Source organism: Planktothrix prolifica NIVA-CYA 540 (assembly GCF_963864145.1).
GTDB classification, from domain to species: Bacteria; Cyanobacteriota; Cyanobacteriia; order Cyanobacteriales; family Microcoleaceae; genus Planktothrix; species Planktothrix agardhii.
This window is the reverse complement of sequence record NZ_CAWLTW010000001.1, coordinates 4,621,183-4,636,864: the sequence shown is the minus strand read 5'-3', so window position 1 is coordinate 4,636,864 and position 15,682 is coordinate 4,621,183. Positions and strand designations below refer to the sequence as shown.

The following is a 15,682-nucleotide window of genomic DNA, read 5'->3' as shown; positions in this document are numbered from 1 at the left end:
CGAGATAGATGGAAATATTACAACTGATTTAGGATTGCTATATTACCCTTTTAAACAACGAATGGCTTCTAATAACCCCCTGGCTTTATTTAGGGTTTCCTCATATTCTTTTTGAGGTTGGGAGTCAGCCACCACACCCGCCCCCGCTTGAACACTAACTTGATGTTGACCTTGACCCTGGTTTTGAACAATCATCGTGCGGATAGTAATAGCAGTATTGAGTTGTCCTTCAAAATCATAGTAACCATAAACTCCCGAATAGGGGCCGCGACGACAACCTTCTAATTCATGAATAATTTCCATCGCCCGAATTTTTGGGGCTCCGCTAACAGTCCCGGCGGGAAAACAGGCTTTTAACAGATCCCAAGCGGTTTTATTTTCTGCTAATTCTCCAATTACATTACTAACAATGTGCATAACATGAGAATAGCGTTCAATTATCATTAATTCATCAACTTTAACTGTCCCCATCCGACAAACTCGGCCTAAATCATTGCGTCCCAAATCGACTAACATAATATGTTCCGCGACTTCTTTCGGGTCTTTTAATAAATCTTCCCCTAACGCTTGATCTTCTTGATGGGTTTGACCGCGACGCCGAGTTCCCGCAATGGGACGGACGGTGGTAATTAATTTTCCTTCTAGGTTTTTGTCCGCTTTCACCATAACTTCTGGACTAGATCCGATTAATTGCCAGTTTCCAAAGTTAAAATAAGCCATATAAGGAGAAGGATTAATTAACCTTAAAGAACGATAAAGGGAAAAGGGATCGCCGGAATATTCGGCGGTTAATCTTTGGGATAAAACTACTTGAAAGATATCCCCAGCTTTAATATATTGTTTGCCTTTTTCTACATTAGCACAAAATTGCTCCTGGGAAACATTACTAATATAGGTTAAAGGCGTTTGCTCCCCCTGTTCACGGGGGGTTGGGGGGGCGGGTGGAGTCCATTCTAAAAGGGTATTTTGGGGGGATAATGGCGATTGTAATTTAGCCACTAATTGTTTAACCCGATCACAAGCTTGTTGATAGGCCGTTTCTAAATCTGTATTGCGAGTATCTGCATAAGCGATCGCCCAAATTTTACGTTTAACCTGATCAAAGATTAATAAATTATCAACCTGCATCCATAACCCATCGGGTAAATCATCGGAATTGGGGGAATGTACAGGGACACGGGACTCGATCCATTGAATTAATTCATAACCCCAAAACCCAAATAGTCCCCCAATTCCGGCGGGTAACTGGGGTAATTTTACCGGATGATAGGGTTGTAAACAATCTTGTAGGGCTTGGAAGGGATCGCCTATAAATTCTTGAATTGTTCCATCTCGCCATTTTTGTACCGTGTGGTCGCCATGAGCTTCTAAAATCCAAACTGGATCACAACCCAAGAAACTATAACGCCCGATGCTTTCTCCACCTTCAACAGATTCCAAGAGAAAATTATAGGGTTGATTGGCACAAACCCGATACCAAGCCGAAACCGGAGTATCTAAATCAGCCACCCATTCTTGATAGACCGGAATAAAATTTCCTGTGGAAGCCAGTTGAGCAAATTGGGAGAAATCGGGAAAAATCATAGCGGCGAACAATAAAAAAAATAAAGGATGAAGGTAAGAATAGACTATCCTCCATCCTAATATGTTTAGGGCATTGCCCTGGTTAATTGCACCTGATCGGTCTAAACGTCAGAGGTGGTTTTAGTTGTGAATTTGACTTTAACTGGATCAACATTGCTACCAATATTGTGAGCAACGCTATTCACAGATTGACGTCCTTCGTTGACTTTTTCAGGGAAAACGCCATCTTTAGGATGCAGGTATTCAGTTTCGCCGTTAGGGAAAACCCGATAGATTTTATAGTTGTCGATTTTGGGTTTGAATTTCGACCGCAGTTGAGTCCCTAAAGCTAGACACTGTTCCTTACGGGCTAAATACATCAGGTTGTCCCCTTCATTCATAATGGCTGCGCCACCTGTGGGCATTTCAAACACCTGTTCTTTGCTGCTAGTCCAGGTAATCGCATATTTTTCTTCAACTAGGGCTTTTGTTAATAAGCCACCAGTGCTACCACCAAACTTAGGCGGTGTTCCAGTCAGTGCTTCTGCCATAGGAATATCACTCAAATTATGTTTTTAGGGCATCCTAACACTGATGTTACCCTTGTCTATAGCAGTCGTAAAGAACCGTTACAGAAATTAGCAGGGTAGAGGGAGTCACTCTTAACTACAAAAACTTTTTTGACAAACTGGCCAGATTGCTCTAATCTCAAATACAATATTCAGAAATTCAATGCGTGTTCAATCTTTTCGTCCTTTGAGGGGATTTCAGGTTCCTTCCGTATCCACGGCTATGACCTTTTGCGGATTAGTCATTACGGTTTTATTTCTATTAATAGCAGTATTATCACCTTTATTTTTAACTTGGGGATGGATACAAAGTCCTACGGAATTTCTTTCTAACCCCATCCATCAACCGCCTTCTTCTCAACATTGGTTGGGAACGAGTCGTTTAGGATATGATGTCTTTTCTCGGACATTATTTGGGACTCAAGTAGCTTGGCAAGTCGTTTTATTAGCAACAATTTTGAGTGTGGGAATCGGTGTACCATTGGGAATGGTGAGTGGATATTTAGGGGGAAAAATAGATCGGGTTTTATTATTTTTAATGGATACGATTTATACTTTACCCGGATTGTTACTTTCAATTACTTTAGCGTTTGTGGTAGGAAAAGGGGTTTTGAATGCAGCGATCGCCCTTAGTGTAGCCTATATTCCTCAATATTATCGCGTGGTTCGCAATCACACTACTTCGGTTAAAACGGAATTATTTATTGAAGCCGCCCAAGCTTTAGGGGCAAGTACCAGTCGAATTTTAACCCGTTATTTGTTTTTAAATGTGATCCAAAGTGTTCCGGTATTATTTACATTAAATGCGGCGGATGCCATTTTAACTTTAGGGGGATTAGGATTTTTAGGCCTAGGTTTACCCGATGAAATTCCCGAATGGGGACATGATTTAAGAATTGCCTTAGAAGCATTACCCACCGGAATTTGGTGGACAACTTTATTCCCAGGTTTAGCATTAACCATCATGGTCGTTGGTTTATCTCTCTTAGGAGAAGGATTAAACGATTTTCTCAATCCCCGTTTGCGGAATCAACGTTAATAATAGGGAACAGGGAACAGCCTCCCCAAACCCCCCGTGCACGCAGGGCTGTTTCATTCTCAAAAATTGCGATCGCTAAACCTTTGATCTGGGGCAAGTCTTAGACAATATTTAAACAGAAAATATCAAAACTGTTGAAATAATTCTCCTTTTCTTTACAGAGAAATGCTTTTAGAGTTTAGCGATCGCATTTTAGATCCGACTTTGAAACAGCCCTGCCCGTGCACGGGGGGCTAATAGGGAATAGCCCCCCCAAACCCCCCGTGCACGGGGGGCTAGGGGGGGAGGGAATAGGGAATAGGGAACAGGGAATAGAAATAATAAAAAAGTGATGTTAATAAAAAAATGGCTGTCCTCAATTATTGGGACAGCATTTTAATTAAGTATTTTTACTTGTTTGATAAAGTTTTGATCCTAAGATTGTTTAAGACAAATTGCATCACGCTTCGACTGTTTCCTCCGAGTCTTCTGTATCTAAATTATCGGGATCAACGTAATAACAAACGGTGTCATCAACACAGATTAAAGCCCAACCCGATTCATCAATATTTTTTAACTTATAGGCTCCTTGTTTCACAAAAAAGCCTTTGTGATTACGGGTTTCGGCTTTGACAAAAACTTGGCTATCCATAGTGATCCCATCTCCTTAATTTATTATCAAAAAATTTTTTGAACGGCTGATTTTGATTGTTAATGACTGAAGTTCCCAAATACTATCACTATTTTTTGTCTTTGTTAGTTAACTTATGTAATTTTTTGTTGCGCTTTCTTAATACTTTTTAGGAGTTTATAGATTTTCAGTCATTTTCAGCCGTTTTTAGTGGATTTACAGCAGTTTAAAGAATTCAATTATCCTGTGAACAATTACCTAATCATGCTAATTAGAGCAGCAAAATTAGGTAAAAGTTCCCTAACCTTCAAATAACCATTGTTTGACTCGGGCTAAGGATTTCCAGCCGGGTTTGCGAGTTAATCCATCTTCAAAATTCTTCGCTAATTCCTGTTGCCAGTCTGTATCTACTAATACTAACTGACCAGCGAGTTCAACATGGGAACGTACCCCCGATTTCCCTAACTCTAACATCGCCGTCGCTAAATTCACTCGCGCTTGGGGATCATGGGGATTGAGTTTAACGGCTGATTTGGCTGCGTTATAGGCTAATTTTGGTTTATCTACTAATAGATATAACCAAGCTAAACTCGTCCAAGCATTACTATTTTTTGGGGCGTGATCACAAATATCCTTAAACACTGGAATCAAGGTTTCCGGGTCTTCCCCCGCCTGATACCGTTCAAAACCTTCCTTAAATAATTCTTCTGGAGTCGTCATGAGTTGTTGTAGATTTAAAATACGGCAATAGGCCACAAACTGGATTATTTAGTGCCAAATCTATACCTATGGCAAATTGCCAACCTTTGATTATACAGCAGGGAATAGGAAACAGGCAACACCGAAGGAAAAGATTTTACCGCCCTGGGTTTGCTGCATCAAACTCAATAAAAAACACTTAAAACCAGATGGTACAAGAAACAAGGTTTCAAGGAGGGATTTCCCTATTCCCTATTCCCTCCCCCCCCTAGCCCCCCGTGCACGGGGGGCTAGGGCAGGGCTGTTTCAAAGTCGGATCTAAAATGCGATCGCTAAACTCTAAAAGCATTTCTCTGTAAAGAAAAGGAGAATTATTTCAACAGTTTTGATATTTTCTGTTTAAATATTGTCTAAGACTTGCCCCAGATCAAAGGTTTAGCGATCGCAATTTTTGAGAATGAAACAGCCCTGGGGGCTAGGGGGGGCTATTCCCTGTTCCCTAGATCAAGTCCTAGGTGGCAAAGGACTTACCACAACCGCAGGTTTGAGTGGCTTGGGGATTGGTAAACTGAAACCCGCCACCAATTAGAGCATCCGTATAATCAAGGACTAGGCCGTAAATGTAGAGTAGGCTTTTGCGATCGCAAACGACCTTAAACCCCTCATAATCAAACACATCATCATCCTCTCGAATGGTACTAGGGTCAGCAAAATCCATTAAATAGGACATTCCAGAACAACCGCCCTGGCGGACTCCGACGCGCAGACATAGATCTTTTCCTTGCTTTTCCCGCAGAAATTGGACTTGTTTGATGGCTGATTCGGTCATCTGAACCCCTTGGGTTGGGGCTTGAGTCGTTTGTGTCATGGGTTAGCCTGACTCCTGTGGTAATGTTTTAAACTGATCAAAAAATAATAGCCTTCTGATCGAGCTTCTCTATTTCTAATAGTTTATCGCAATTAAACCTTGCTGGGCGACCGAAATTTGTGTCCTTTTTCCTCTGAGGGACGGGGAAAAGCGATCGCTATTTCTCCTCCCAATCGGCTATTTTTTGCCCAACTATTCCGGTTGTTGAGAATGTTGTCTAAGCCGCCAACTGAATAATAAGGCTAGAATAACCGAAGGTAAGCAAACGGCGATTAAGGCAATGGTTGAGGACGTGGGAATTGTCAGCAATGGGCCAACGAATTTGATCAAAACCGATAATCCTAGGGATAGGAGTAGAACTTTAAGTAAAAATGTGATTTTGTTATCCATAGATGGCATTCTATAAATATAGAGGGTGCGATCGCTATTTCATAGTTTACTTTAAAAATACCAATGCCAAACCAAGACCCGGAATTATTAGAAAAAATTCGCCAGCAGTTTGACTCAGCACCCTATCCTAGAACTCCCTTAGAACAATCACCTAAAACCGATTATGAGTTACTATTTATCCATAATTTAGCAACTTGCTATTATCTAAAATATCAGAAAGTTATTAACACAGAAGGTAAAATTATTTTAGATGCTGGATGTGGAACTGGATATAAATCCTTAGTGTTAGCAGAAGCCAATCCAGGGGCTAAAATTGTGGGGATTGATATTTCTGAACCCTCGATTGAACTGGCTCGCCAGCGTTTAAAATTTCATGGGTTTGACAATGCAGAATTTTATGTTTTACCCATAGAAAATTTACCCCAACTGGGTTATGAGTTTGATTATATTAACAATGATGAATCGTTGTATCTGTTCCCTGATATCACAGTTCCTCTGAAGGCGATGAAATCCGTTTTAAAGCCAGAGGGAATAATTAGAAGTAATCTTCATAGTGCGTTTCAGCGTGCTAATTATTTTAGAGCGCAATCCCTATTTAAAATGATGGGATTAATGGACGATAACCCGACGGATTTAGAGATTGAGTTAACTGGGGAAATCATGCAGGCGTTGAAAGATCAAGTCTTCTTGAAATCACAAACCTATAATTCTGAAAAAATCAAAGAAAAGGAATGGGTATTAATGAATTATCTGTTTCAAGGAGACAAAGGTTACACAATTCCTGAACTATTTGCAGCCTTAAGAAACTCAGACTTAGAGCTAATTAGTATGGTAAAATGGCGAAACTGGGAAGTGATCGATTTATTCAAGGATGCTGAGAATTTACCAGCATTTTTAGGGATGAGTTTACCCGAACTCTCAATAGAAGATCGCTTACATTTCTATGAACTCTTACATCCTATCCATCGTTTGCTTGATTTTTGGTGTGGTCATCCCATTGCAAATGAGTCTATCGTTCCGGTGAGTAACTGGACAGATGCAGACTGGCAAACAACCCAAGTCCATCTCCATCCCCAACTGAAAACAACCAAAGCTAAAGAGGACTTAATTGAATGTGTCAAGACCCAAAAGTCTTTTGAAATCAGTCAATATGTTAAGTTACCGACTCTTTTACCAATCACCCTTGAAAGTCGTCGTGCTGCCTGTTTGCTGCCCCTGTGGGAGACGGAACAGCCTATTATGTCCCTGGTAGAACGTTGGCAACAGATCCAACCTGTAGACCCGGTTACCCTAGAACTGATCGATCCTCAAATTGCGTTTGATCAGGTAAAGGAATTACTGACAACCCTAGATGCCTTTCTGTATGTGCTTTTGCAGCATTCAGGATCAAATTGAAAAAAAATTTTGTCGGGGTGATATGAAACTTTAGAGCAGTGGGTAAGTTAGAACTACAAGATAAAAAGTTAAACATCCCCCCAAACGGAGAAAAGATTATGAAGACCGAATTTAAAGCGAAATTCCTGCAATACGTTTCTAATAGAAAAAAAGAAGAAGGTTTCACCTTAATTGAACTGTTAGTTGTTATTATCATTATCGGTATTCTGGCTGCGATCGCTCTGCCTTCCTTCCTCAGCCAAGCTAACAAAGCCAAACAATCTGAAGCCAAACAATACTTAGCTTCGATTAATAAAGGTCAACAAGCCTATTACGCAGAAAACACGAAGTTTGGTTCCAATATTGCAGCACTTGGTATTGGTATTAAAACGGCTACTAGCAACTACACCTATTCTATCGGAACAAGTGGTACAGGTGGTGTAACCTCTGCTGGTAAACCAGCAACCGGTTTGAAAGGCTACGCAGGTGCTGTTGCCCTGATTGGCCCCGCCGGTCAAGACAAAACAACCCAGACTATTCTCTGTGAGACAACCGGCCCATCGAATCCTGCTACACTAACGGTAGGATCAACAGATTGTGGTGCCATGAGCGCCGTCACCAAGTAATGGGTGATAGTTTTAGAGCTTTTGCTTGTTAAAAGCCCAAAGCAGATAGATAAATATCTATCTGCTTTGTTTTTATATTAAGGAATGAAAAGCCAATAAGGTGACTAATTGAGCAATAATTTACGGTAGATCAGGGTTTCTGGGGTTTAATTGTGCAAGTTATTTATTTTTCATTCCTAATCAACCATTTTATAATTTTATGATTACTGATAATTCATTAGAAATTGTACTAGATTGGCAGCAAAAAGCTAATCAATTTTTCATTGATGGAAGCTATGAAAAAGCTGCTGATCTTTATCAGCAAGTGATAGAATTTGAACCCGGGGTGAAGCTGAATTATTGGTATTTAGGTTTAAGTCTATTACTGCAAGGACAAGAGGTTGAAGCTCAAACGACTTGGTTATTGGCTATGGCTGATGGTCAGTCAGAAGAAGTAGAGCAGTGGACAGAAGAATTAATTCAAGTTCTACAAACAGAAGCACAGAAGAAAAAAGAAAAGGAAGAATATGAATTAGCTTGGCTAATTAGACAACATAGTAGAGAAATTTATCCCGCAGATATTAACAATTTATTGGACTTAGTTGGATTATCGACTGTACTTAAAACTTATACAGGAGATCAGCTAATAGAATGGGGAGTCATTGACTTACTGAAAAATGAACAGGCTGCTGTCGATTTTGAATTATTACTAGAAGTATTAACCAGTATCATTTTTATGGCCCCCGATGATCCAGTTTCTTTTACTTTAGTAGAAACTGCTTTGACCATTGCTAAGGACGTTATTCCTTTATTAAAGATACTAATGACATTTGTTAACCAGCTTTCTTACTGTTCCAGAAAATTTACTTTAGCAATTAAGTTTACAGAACTAGGTTTACACTATTCTAATAATCATCCGAGTTTACTGTATAGTTTATCTGAATTTTATCAGGACAATTGGCAATTTGATCAAGGAATAGAAACAGCCAAATTATGCTACTCTGCGATGGAGAGCATACCAGGAAAAGTTCATGCTAGTTTTATGATGATGAAAGCTTTAATGAGTGCGGGAGGTAATTGGGATGAATTCTGCTCAGTTATAGAAAATACCAAACAGCTTTTATATTCTTTAATGTCTAAAAACAAAAATATACAGATTGATGATGTTGATGATATTCCTTGGAATTGTACATTTTTCTTTCCTTATTACCAAGATAATTTAAAAGAAAATCTTGAAATTCGTCGTCAGGTTTCCCAATTTTGTCAAAAGCAATTTCATCAACTGGTGCGAGAAAGAATAGAAAAGAATCAGCAGAAAAAATCGCTCCTTGCAACACAAAATCAGTTAACTAAACGGTTAAAAATTGGATATATTTCCCATTGTTTCAGAAGTCACTCTGTAGGATGGTTAGCGCGATGGTTGATTAATTACCATGATCGAGAAAAGTTTGAACTCTATGGTTACTTAGTTTGTGCAGAACCGAATCCGGGAGCAGTGCAACAATGGTACATCAGCAAGTTTGATAAAGTGCATCAACTTGGAATCTCTGGCTCAGAAGTGGCAGAAAAAATATATGAAGATGAAATTGATATTTTGATTGATCTTGACAGCTTGACTTTAACTACAACTTGTGAGGCAATGGCAACCAAACCTGCTCCTATTCAGGTGACATGGTTAGGGTGGGATGCTTCAGGAATATCAACAATAGATTATTTTATTGCTGATCCCTATGTTTTACCTGAAGATGCTCAACAATATTATGAAGAAAAAATTTGGCGTTTGCCACAAACTTACCTAGCGATAGATGGGTTTGAATTAGCTACGCCAACATTGCGACGAGATGAGTTAAATATTCCCAATGATGCTGTTATCTATTTTAGCGGGCAGAGGGGATTTAAGTACAACCCTAATACCGCAATGCTACAGATGAAAATTTTAAAACAAGTTCCTAATAGTTATTTTTTAGTGAAGGGTCTTGCTGATCAAAAATCATTAAAAAATTTCTTTTTTGAAATTGCAGAGTCTGAAGGAATTGCGAGTGAGCGTCTTATATTTTTACCTTTAGCTGGTTCAGAAGCTGAACATCGCACAAATTTAACTATTGCTGATATTGTACTGGATACTTATCCTTATAACGGTGCAACAACCACAATGGAAACTTTATGGATGGGAATTCCAATGGTAACACGAGTGGGTCAGCAGTTCTCCGCTCGCAATAGTTATACCATGATGATTAATGCAGGGATAACAGAAGGTATTGCTTGGACAGATGAAGAATATGTGGAATGGGGTATTAAGTTAGGAAAAGATGAGAATTTACGCCAACAAATTGCTTGGAAATTAAGGAAAAATAGACAAACTGCTCCGTTGTGGAATGGGAAACAATTTACCCGTGAAATGGAAAATGCTTATGAACAAATGTGGCAGAAGTATATTGAGGGGAAAAATTGATTGTTATATGAATGAATCAGCATTAGCTAAAATTTTGTTCCTTGAGGCGACGACGTTCAATGATTCGTTCATCAGTATTCAGTTGAAGTAAATTAATCGTTGTGCGCCCTTCATGGGTTAATCCAATAAGGTGATAATTTTCTAGGTGAAAATGGTCTAGCCTGGATTGGGTACCAGGGTGTTTTCAAAGTCGGGGGTAAAAAAGAAAATAATAGTGATCTTTTCTTGATAAAATCAAAAATAGATCAGCATTTTTTTGAGTTTTAAAAATATGTTAAATAGTATAATAGAACAAATAAAGTTAGTCAAGGATTTTCGGAAAAATCGAGGCAAAAGACATGAGCTATGGGTAGTGTTGACTATTATTATTTTAGCAATGCTGACGGGAAATGTTAGTTATAGGGAAATAGACAATTTTAGAAAAGCTGAGGAAAATAATCTGATTAAATTACTGGGTATTCCGGCAAAAAAATTACCATCTTATAGCACAATAAGACGAGTAATGATCGGGATAAAACTGATAGATATTCAGTCAACTTTTCAGTTAATAGTTGAGAAATATTATCGAGAAAAAGCCGGATTAGACTGGATTACAATTGATGGTAAAAGTTTGAAAAATACTCTGACAAATCAAGAAAATGAACAACAAAATATGCTAATAATGGTATCTTGGTTTAGTCAAGAAACAAAGTTAGTAATAAAGGCAGAAAGTTTTGAAAGCAAACAGGGGTCAGAAAACGCTAAAGTCCGCTCTATGATAGAAAATTGTGATTTAGTTAATAAGATATTTACCCTAGATGCTCTGCATTGTAGTCAAGAAACAACTCAGGCAATAATCGAGAGTAAAAATGATTATTTAATTACAGTAAAAGGGAATCAGATAAAATTGCATAATCGCCTGAAGCAATTAGCAAAAATCAAGAAACCATTAACCGTATATCAGTCAAAAGATAATAGTCATGGACGTTATGTAGTCAGAAAAATCTCAGTATTTGATGGTCACCAGGTGAAACATAAAAATTACCCTGATCTCAGAAGTTTCATCGAAGTAGAAAGAATAGGTTTTCGAGGAAATAAAGAATATCATCAAACCTTATATTATATTAGTAGTCAAAAATTAAATGCCAAAACATTTGCGGAAAAGATCCAAGAGCATTGGTTAATAGAAAATCAAGTACATTGGGTCAAAGATGTAATTTTTAATGAAGATAAATCAAGAATAAAAGGGATTGACGTGGCCGAAAAATTTTCATTATTAGTAACATTGATTTTGAATATTTACAGAAGTTTGGGATTCGTCTCAATTAAAGATGGACAGTCATGGTTAGGAAATAATTGGTCGAAAATCTTAGCGATCGCCTGAATTGATTCAGTTAAAAAACCTATTTTTATCAAAAAATATCAAAAATATTTAAGAACAAATAGCCATGAAGTCTCATCAATCAAGACAATGGCTATATTTTCCTGTTAATAAATGTCAAAATTGTTCATTCTTAATATTTCCAACTTATTTGATAAAAATTAGACAGAATTTGACCAGAAAATTTGATGATTTTTTTTGAATATAGCGATCGCATTTTTGAAAATGAAAACGCCCTGGATTGGGTACGGGGGTTAAAAAGAAAACTGAATTGTCCTGTTTTTGGGTCAAAAGAACCGAGATCAGACCCTTTATATCGGTTACAACGCCAGCAAGAATAAGCTAAATTATCGGCTTGGGTCAAGCCACCGTGTTTCTCTGGAATAACGTGATCAACTTCGTGAGGAAAGAAACTAAAATCGGCTGTAACTTGACAGTATTCACAACAATAATTAGCCCGTTGTTCAACAAGACGACGGAGTTGAGCCGGAATATAAGTCATAGGTTAGACTGACGAATTAAGTAGGGTAAATTGCCCATTTTTAGCAGAATTATTAAGTGTTCGATGCGTTCATATTCGTCAAGTTCCTGTTTTTCTGAAGGAGTTAGTTTGCCTGCTTGACTACGACTTAAGAGAGTGTGCAAACGGCTTTGCATTTCCGGGGTGGGACGAAACTCGGAAATTTGCTCAGGAGTAGGTTGACTGGCGATAAAAGTCAGGATGTAGTGATAAACTTGAGCCGGAAGTGGAGATTGAACTAGACACTGATGCAAAAGTTCAGGCAGTTTGTCTCCTAATTGAGTAAGTTGAGAGGAAAGTTCTTCAGGGATTTCAATGGTAAAAAGAGCCATTATTCTTAGGGATAAACTGTATAGCCAATTAAGGTTATCTGCTATTATAGCGGAATTTTCTCTAACCTAGTTAACAGCAAATCATTGTATTGTGGTAGGTTGTACATTTAATAAGTTCAATATGGCAAAAGTATCCCCTCAAACTTTGACAATTATTTTCAACCTGCAACGACGGTTAGTGGAACTAATTGATCAAGCAAAAACAGCCGAGTATAATTTGTTTGAAGACTACGGTGAGACGGAGGAAACAATTCCAGAACTGGAACAATTACAAAATGGCGCAGAACGTCTGAGAAATCCTTATTCTCGTCTAGCTACTCTGACATTAGCGATCGCTGAGGCTCAACCTATTGCTCCTGCTGCTATGATCAATTCATTGAGTCAAACTGTGGAAGAGGCATCAGCAAGTTCTGATGCTGTTGAAGCCAGCATTATGGAAATCAAAAGAAGTTGGAATCTGCCATGAATAGAGAACGAACAATACCAGATGCAGAGACAAGAGCGCGAAATGTCGCTCGGATGCGTGATGCCTGCCGTCGGGTTGACGCTGTTACCCTAGCACTGGATGAATTAATCGCTATGGTAGAAGAACATAACCGTCACAGTCCACTAACTTTATACCGATTAGCTAAGTATAAGGGTGAAGCGGTTGAACAAAAGAGTCAGACTTGATGTTAAAGAATACTTGTTGAAATAAGTCAGCCATGAAATCAATTTCGGTCGTAGAGACGTTCCATTTAACGTTTATACGACCAGTTTTAAATGGTTAGTAAAGGCAAGTTTTTAGTGTTCTAAATCATAAACTGGGATGATTTCTGCACCGACAGATGCGATCGCTTCTTGATTTTCAGCATTCAACTTAATTCGACCCTGTAGTTGAGAACATAAAGCAGACCACTGGCTGGAATTTAGCTGACCCATTAAAACAATTTCTACACTGTCATCAAGCTCTAATTCTTCTTCCATTAACAAATTCATCATCACACTAGATAATGCTAAATTTGCATCTTCATCTGATATGTTTTGATGATCAATAAGTAAAGTCATTTTGCTTCGGTTGGGATGAGTTGCGAGGGCTTTAATGAGACTAACTAATTCTGGATAAAGCACTTCTTCAGGTTGATTCCAATCAGGAAACACAACTAAATTTATATCTCTTAAATTAAAACGGATCAGAGTAGCTTTAATTAAAGCTACTCTGATAGTATCGGCCATGTTTGACCAAGAAAACTTCTGAACTTGTTCTAAACCTGCTTCGATTAAAAACTCACGGACTTTGAGTTTCTGTACTTCACACAAAGCATCTGTTAATCCATTTACATCATGATCATTGACATATAAAGCTGCTTCTCCAGCGACTTCAGGAATTGAAGCATTAGAACAAGTAATCACAGGACAGCCACAAGCTAAAGCTTCCAAAATCGGTAAGCCAAATCCTTCATAAATAGAAGGATAAACTAAAGCTACGGCTCCTGAATAAGCCGCTTTTAATTCTTCATCATTGAGTTGTAAAGGATGAACAACAACTCCAGGGGTATATTGTCTAAATTCTGACATAAAGAAAGCACCTGTTCCCGTACACACTAACTCAAAGCCATGAGCCGTAGAAAGTTGAGAAAAAGCTTTAAAAAATAGCTCTCCATTTTTATAACCATTGCTCATCCCCACGAGAATAAAATAGGGTTTATAAATTCCATATTTAATTCTAAATTGACGAATTTCTTCTACCGTAGCCTGAGTATAGATAGAAGATACACCACAATGAGCGACTGTAACGGCATCTAAAGAGAGATTAGGAAACAGTTTTACTAGATCCTTTGCTGTATTTTCAGAAATAGAAATATAAGCAGAAGCATGGCGAATAGCCTGATGTTTTTCTCGCCACATCGGTTCATTCAAATTTCCCCCTAAAACTTCAGGAATCATATCATAAGCCATGAAAACTGAAGGGGTTATTAGAGGAGTAGTATAGTATGTTGAAATGAATAAATCTGCTTCTTCTTCATCGCAGATATACTGCAACATTTGCTTATCTTGGTCTGTGTTACTATAACTATAAGCTGGAATGGTTCGATATCGGATGCCACGGATGCGGGGCGCTGTTCCGGCTCGATCTAAGACTAAAATATGTTTACTAAAGTCTTGAGTAGACCATTCTTCGAGTAAAGATTTCCAAACCCTGGCAATTCCTGTTTGGTAAAGTTGGAAAAAAACGCCATCAATCAAAATTTGAGGTTTAGGGTAAACGCCAAATAGGTCATTGATAAAATTGCAGATGAGGTTAAAGTCTTTTTTCTGATCAAATTTTAAATCTACATCTAAATCAGAAGTATATTGATAATCAATAAATTTTAGACCCTCGGCTGTAAATAATAGATTCCAAGGTCTAATATCCGCTACATTATCAAGAGTATTAAGCCGTTTAAATTGAGATTCTATTTGTTGTTTAACTGTTTCATATTGAGGAGCAAAAATTTGTCCAATTTGAGCAATATCATAAAGGAGAACACCTGGAATGATCTGAATATCTTGCTTCAGATGGGATTTATGAATGACAACACCTTGATCCGTTGATTTAATAATATAGTTACGAGGGTTTAAGGGATAGCCAATATAAGGAAACAACGCTTCTCTTTGGTAATCCGGTGAATCCGCATAGTAAAATGAGCGGGTTAATTCGGTATCACAATGGGTGGTGGCTTCATAATCCATTTTGAGAAAAATGGGTTTAACTTGGCTAATTTTATCCAAGGTAAGCTGGGTTTTTAAAATATCTTTTCCACACACCCTAGACTCATCGGGGTGAGGAAGTTCCATAATAAAAGATTTAGAAATTTTGTTCAGTTCTGCCAAAAAATATTCTGCGTCTTCAATATGATGTAAGACAGAAAGTAAAAGAGTTACATCAAAATAAGTACAGGATTGGGAGGCTTTAGTTAGCCAGTCTGAAGTGACAACAGAATTAATTAAAATAACATTTTTAACCCCTTCTAATTTAATTAATTCGGCTTGTAGACGAGCATAACTATATTGTTTTTCAACGCTGACAAATACATTGTCAGGAAACATTTTTGCTAGATTAATCGTAAAAAAACCAACGTTAGAACCCACATCTAATATCGTCTGACCGGGTTTAATATAATCTTTAATGACTTCTAGCCTTTCCCAATCATTTTGACGTAAACCTTCCCGAACTAATTCCTTTCCTAAGTAAATCGATTGATAAACTTCTGGAAGTTGATCAATTAACGGTTCTAAGGTTTCTAAGATTTGTGGATCAATTGACATCATTCATCTCCTA

The 15,682-nt window shown here is 38.1% G+C and carries 16 protein-coding genes; 7 read left to right on the top strand and 9 right to left on the bottom strand.

Annotation, left to right across the window (positions count from 1 at the left end):
* Window positions 1–42: 42 nt before the first annotated feature.
* Together trpE and AC559H_RS20540 are read right to left on the bottom strand one after the other, a co-directional pair.
* Window positions 43–1,584 (bottom strand): anthranilate synthase component I, encoded by a 1,542-nt coding sequence (gene trpE, locus AC559H_RS20545; protein WP_026798581.1) that lies wholly within the window; start codon window positions 1,582–1,584, stop codon window positions 43–45.
* A 101-nt stretch (window positions 1,585–1,685) separates the two neighbouring features.
* Window positions 1,686–2,114, bottom strand: coding sequence for a photosystem I reaction center subunit II PsaD (locus AC559H_RS20540; protein WP_026795097.1), 429 nt, complete (start codon window positions 2,112–2,114; stop codon window positions 1,686–1,688).
* A 241-nt stretch (window positions 2,115–2,355) separates the two neighbouring features.
* On the opposite strand from AC559H_RS20540, the gene AC559H_RS20535 reads away from it, so the two are divergent.
* Window positions 2,356–3,171, top strand: coding sequence for an ABC transporter permease (locus AC559H_RS20535; RefSeq protein ID WP_373282672.1), 816 nt, complete (start codon window positions 2,356–2,358; stop codon window positions 3,169–3,171).
* 439 nt (window positions 3,172–3,610) lie between these two features.
* Here AC559H_RS20535 and AC559H_RS20530 read toward each other — a convergent pair whose 3' ends face one another.
* From AC559H_RS20530 to AC559H_RS20515, 4 genes are all read right to left on the bottom strand, one after another.
* Window positions 3,611–3,802 carry a hypothetical protein gene (locus AC559H_RS20530; RefSeq protein WP_081692271.1) on the bottom strand — a complete coding sequence of 64 codons (192 nt, stop codon included), beginning with the start codon at window positions 3,800–3,802 and terminating at the stop codon, window positions 3,611–3,613.
* 279 nt (window positions 3,803–4,081) lie between these two features.
* Complete coding sequence (locus tag AC559H_RS20525) at window positions 4,082–4,501, bottom strand: tetratricopeptide repeat protein (RefSeq protein ID WP_026795099.1); 420 nt, start codon at window positions 4,499–4,501, stop codon at window positions 4,082–4,084.
* 490 nt (window positions 4,502–4,991) lie between these two features.
* Window positions 4,992–5,348 (bottom strand): HesB/IscA family protein, encoded by a 357-nt coding sequence (locus AC559H_RS20520; RefSeq protein WP_026788329.1) that lies wholly within the window; start codon window positions 5,346–5,348, stop codon window positions 4,992–4,994.
* A 192-nt stretch (window positions 5,349–5,540) separates the two neighbouring features.
* On the bottom strand, window positions 5,541–5,738 hold the full coding sequence (locus AC559H_RS20515; protein WP_071782746.1) for a hypothetical protein: 198 nt from the start codon (window positions 5,736–5,738) through the stop codon (window positions 5,541–5,543).
* A 63-nt stretch (window positions 5,739–5,801) separates the two neighbouring features.
* Between AC559H_RS20515 and AC559H_RS20510 the strand changes: the two genes are divergently transcribed.
* From AC559H_RS20510 to AC559H_RS20495, 4 genes are all read left to right on the top strand, one after another.
* The gene (locus tag AC559H_RS20510) at window positions 5,802–7,133 is read left to right on the top strand and encodes a class I SAM-dependent methyltransferase (RefSeq protein ID WP_026795100.1); all 1,332 of its coding nucleotides are present in this window, start codon (window positions 5,802–5,804) and stop codon (window positions 7,131–7,133) included.
* A gap of 98 nt (window positions 7,134–7,231) precedes the next feature.
* Window positions 7,232–7,738, top strand: a complete 507-nt coding sequence (locus tag AC559H_RS20505) for a type IV pilin-like G/H family protein (protein WP_026795101.1) — start codon at window positions 7,232–7,234, stop codon at window positions 7,736–7,738.
* 199 nt (window positions 7,739–7,937) lie between these two features.
* Entirely contained in the window at window positions 7,938–10,169 is a 2,232-nt protein-coding gene (locus AC559H_RS20500; RefSeq protein ID WP_051319725.1) for an O-linked N-acetylglucosamine transferase, SPINDLY family protein, read from the top strand.
* Between the two features lie 271 nt (window positions 10,170–10,440).
* Window positions 10,441–11,532 (top strand): ISAs1 family transposase, encoded by a 1,092-nt coding sequence (locus AC559H_RS20495; protein WP_026795103.1) that lies wholly within the window; start codon window positions 10,441–10,443, stop codon window positions 11,530–11,532.
* A 130-nt stretch (window positions 11,533–11,662) separates the two neighbouring features.
* Here the strand turns inward: AC559H_RS20495 and AC559H_RS20490 are convergent, their stop codons facing one another.
* Window positions 11,663–12,031: an HNH endonuclease gene (locus AC559H_RS20490; RefSeq protein ID WP_026795104.1), complete on the bottom strand. Its 369-nt coding sequence runs from the start codon at window positions 12,029–12,031 to the stop codon at window positions 11,663–11,665.
* Window positions 12,028–12,381 (bottom strand): hypothetical protein, encoded by a 354-nt coding sequence (locus tag AC559H_RS20485; protein ID WP_026795105.1) that lies wholly within the window; start codon window positions 12,379–12,381, stop codon window positions 12,028–12,030. Before AC559H_RS20485 ends, AC559H_RS20490 begins: the two co-directional genes overlap by 4 nt.
* A 121-nt stretch (window positions 12,382–12,502) precedes the next feature.
* Here AC559H_RS20485 and AC559H_RS20480 point away from each other — a divergent pair, with 121 nt between their 5' ends.
* Complete coding sequence (locus tag AC559H_RS20480; protein WP_026795106.1) at window positions 12,503–12,847, top strand: hypothetical protein; 345 nt, start codon at window positions 12,503–12,505, stop codon at window positions 12,845–12,847.
* Entirely contained in the window at window positions 12,844–13,053 is a 210-nt protein-coding gene (locus AC559H_RS20475) for a hypothetical protein (RefSeq protein WP_026795107.1), read from the top strand. Before AC559H_RS20480 ends, AC559H_RS20475 begins: the two co-directional genes overlap by 4 nt.
* A 111-nt stretch (window positions 13,054–13,164) precedes the next feature.
* On the opposite strand, the gene AC559H_RS20470 is transcribed toward AC559H_RS20475, so the two are convergent.
* Window positions 13,165–15,669 carry a glycosyltransferase gene (locus AC559H_RS20470; protein ID WP_026795108.1) on the bottom strand — a complete coding sequence of 835 codons (2,505 nt, stop codon included), beginning with the start codon at window positions 15,667–15,669 and terminating at the stop codon, window positions 13,165–13,167.
* Between the last annotated feature and the right edge of the window lie 13 nt (window positions 15,670–15,682).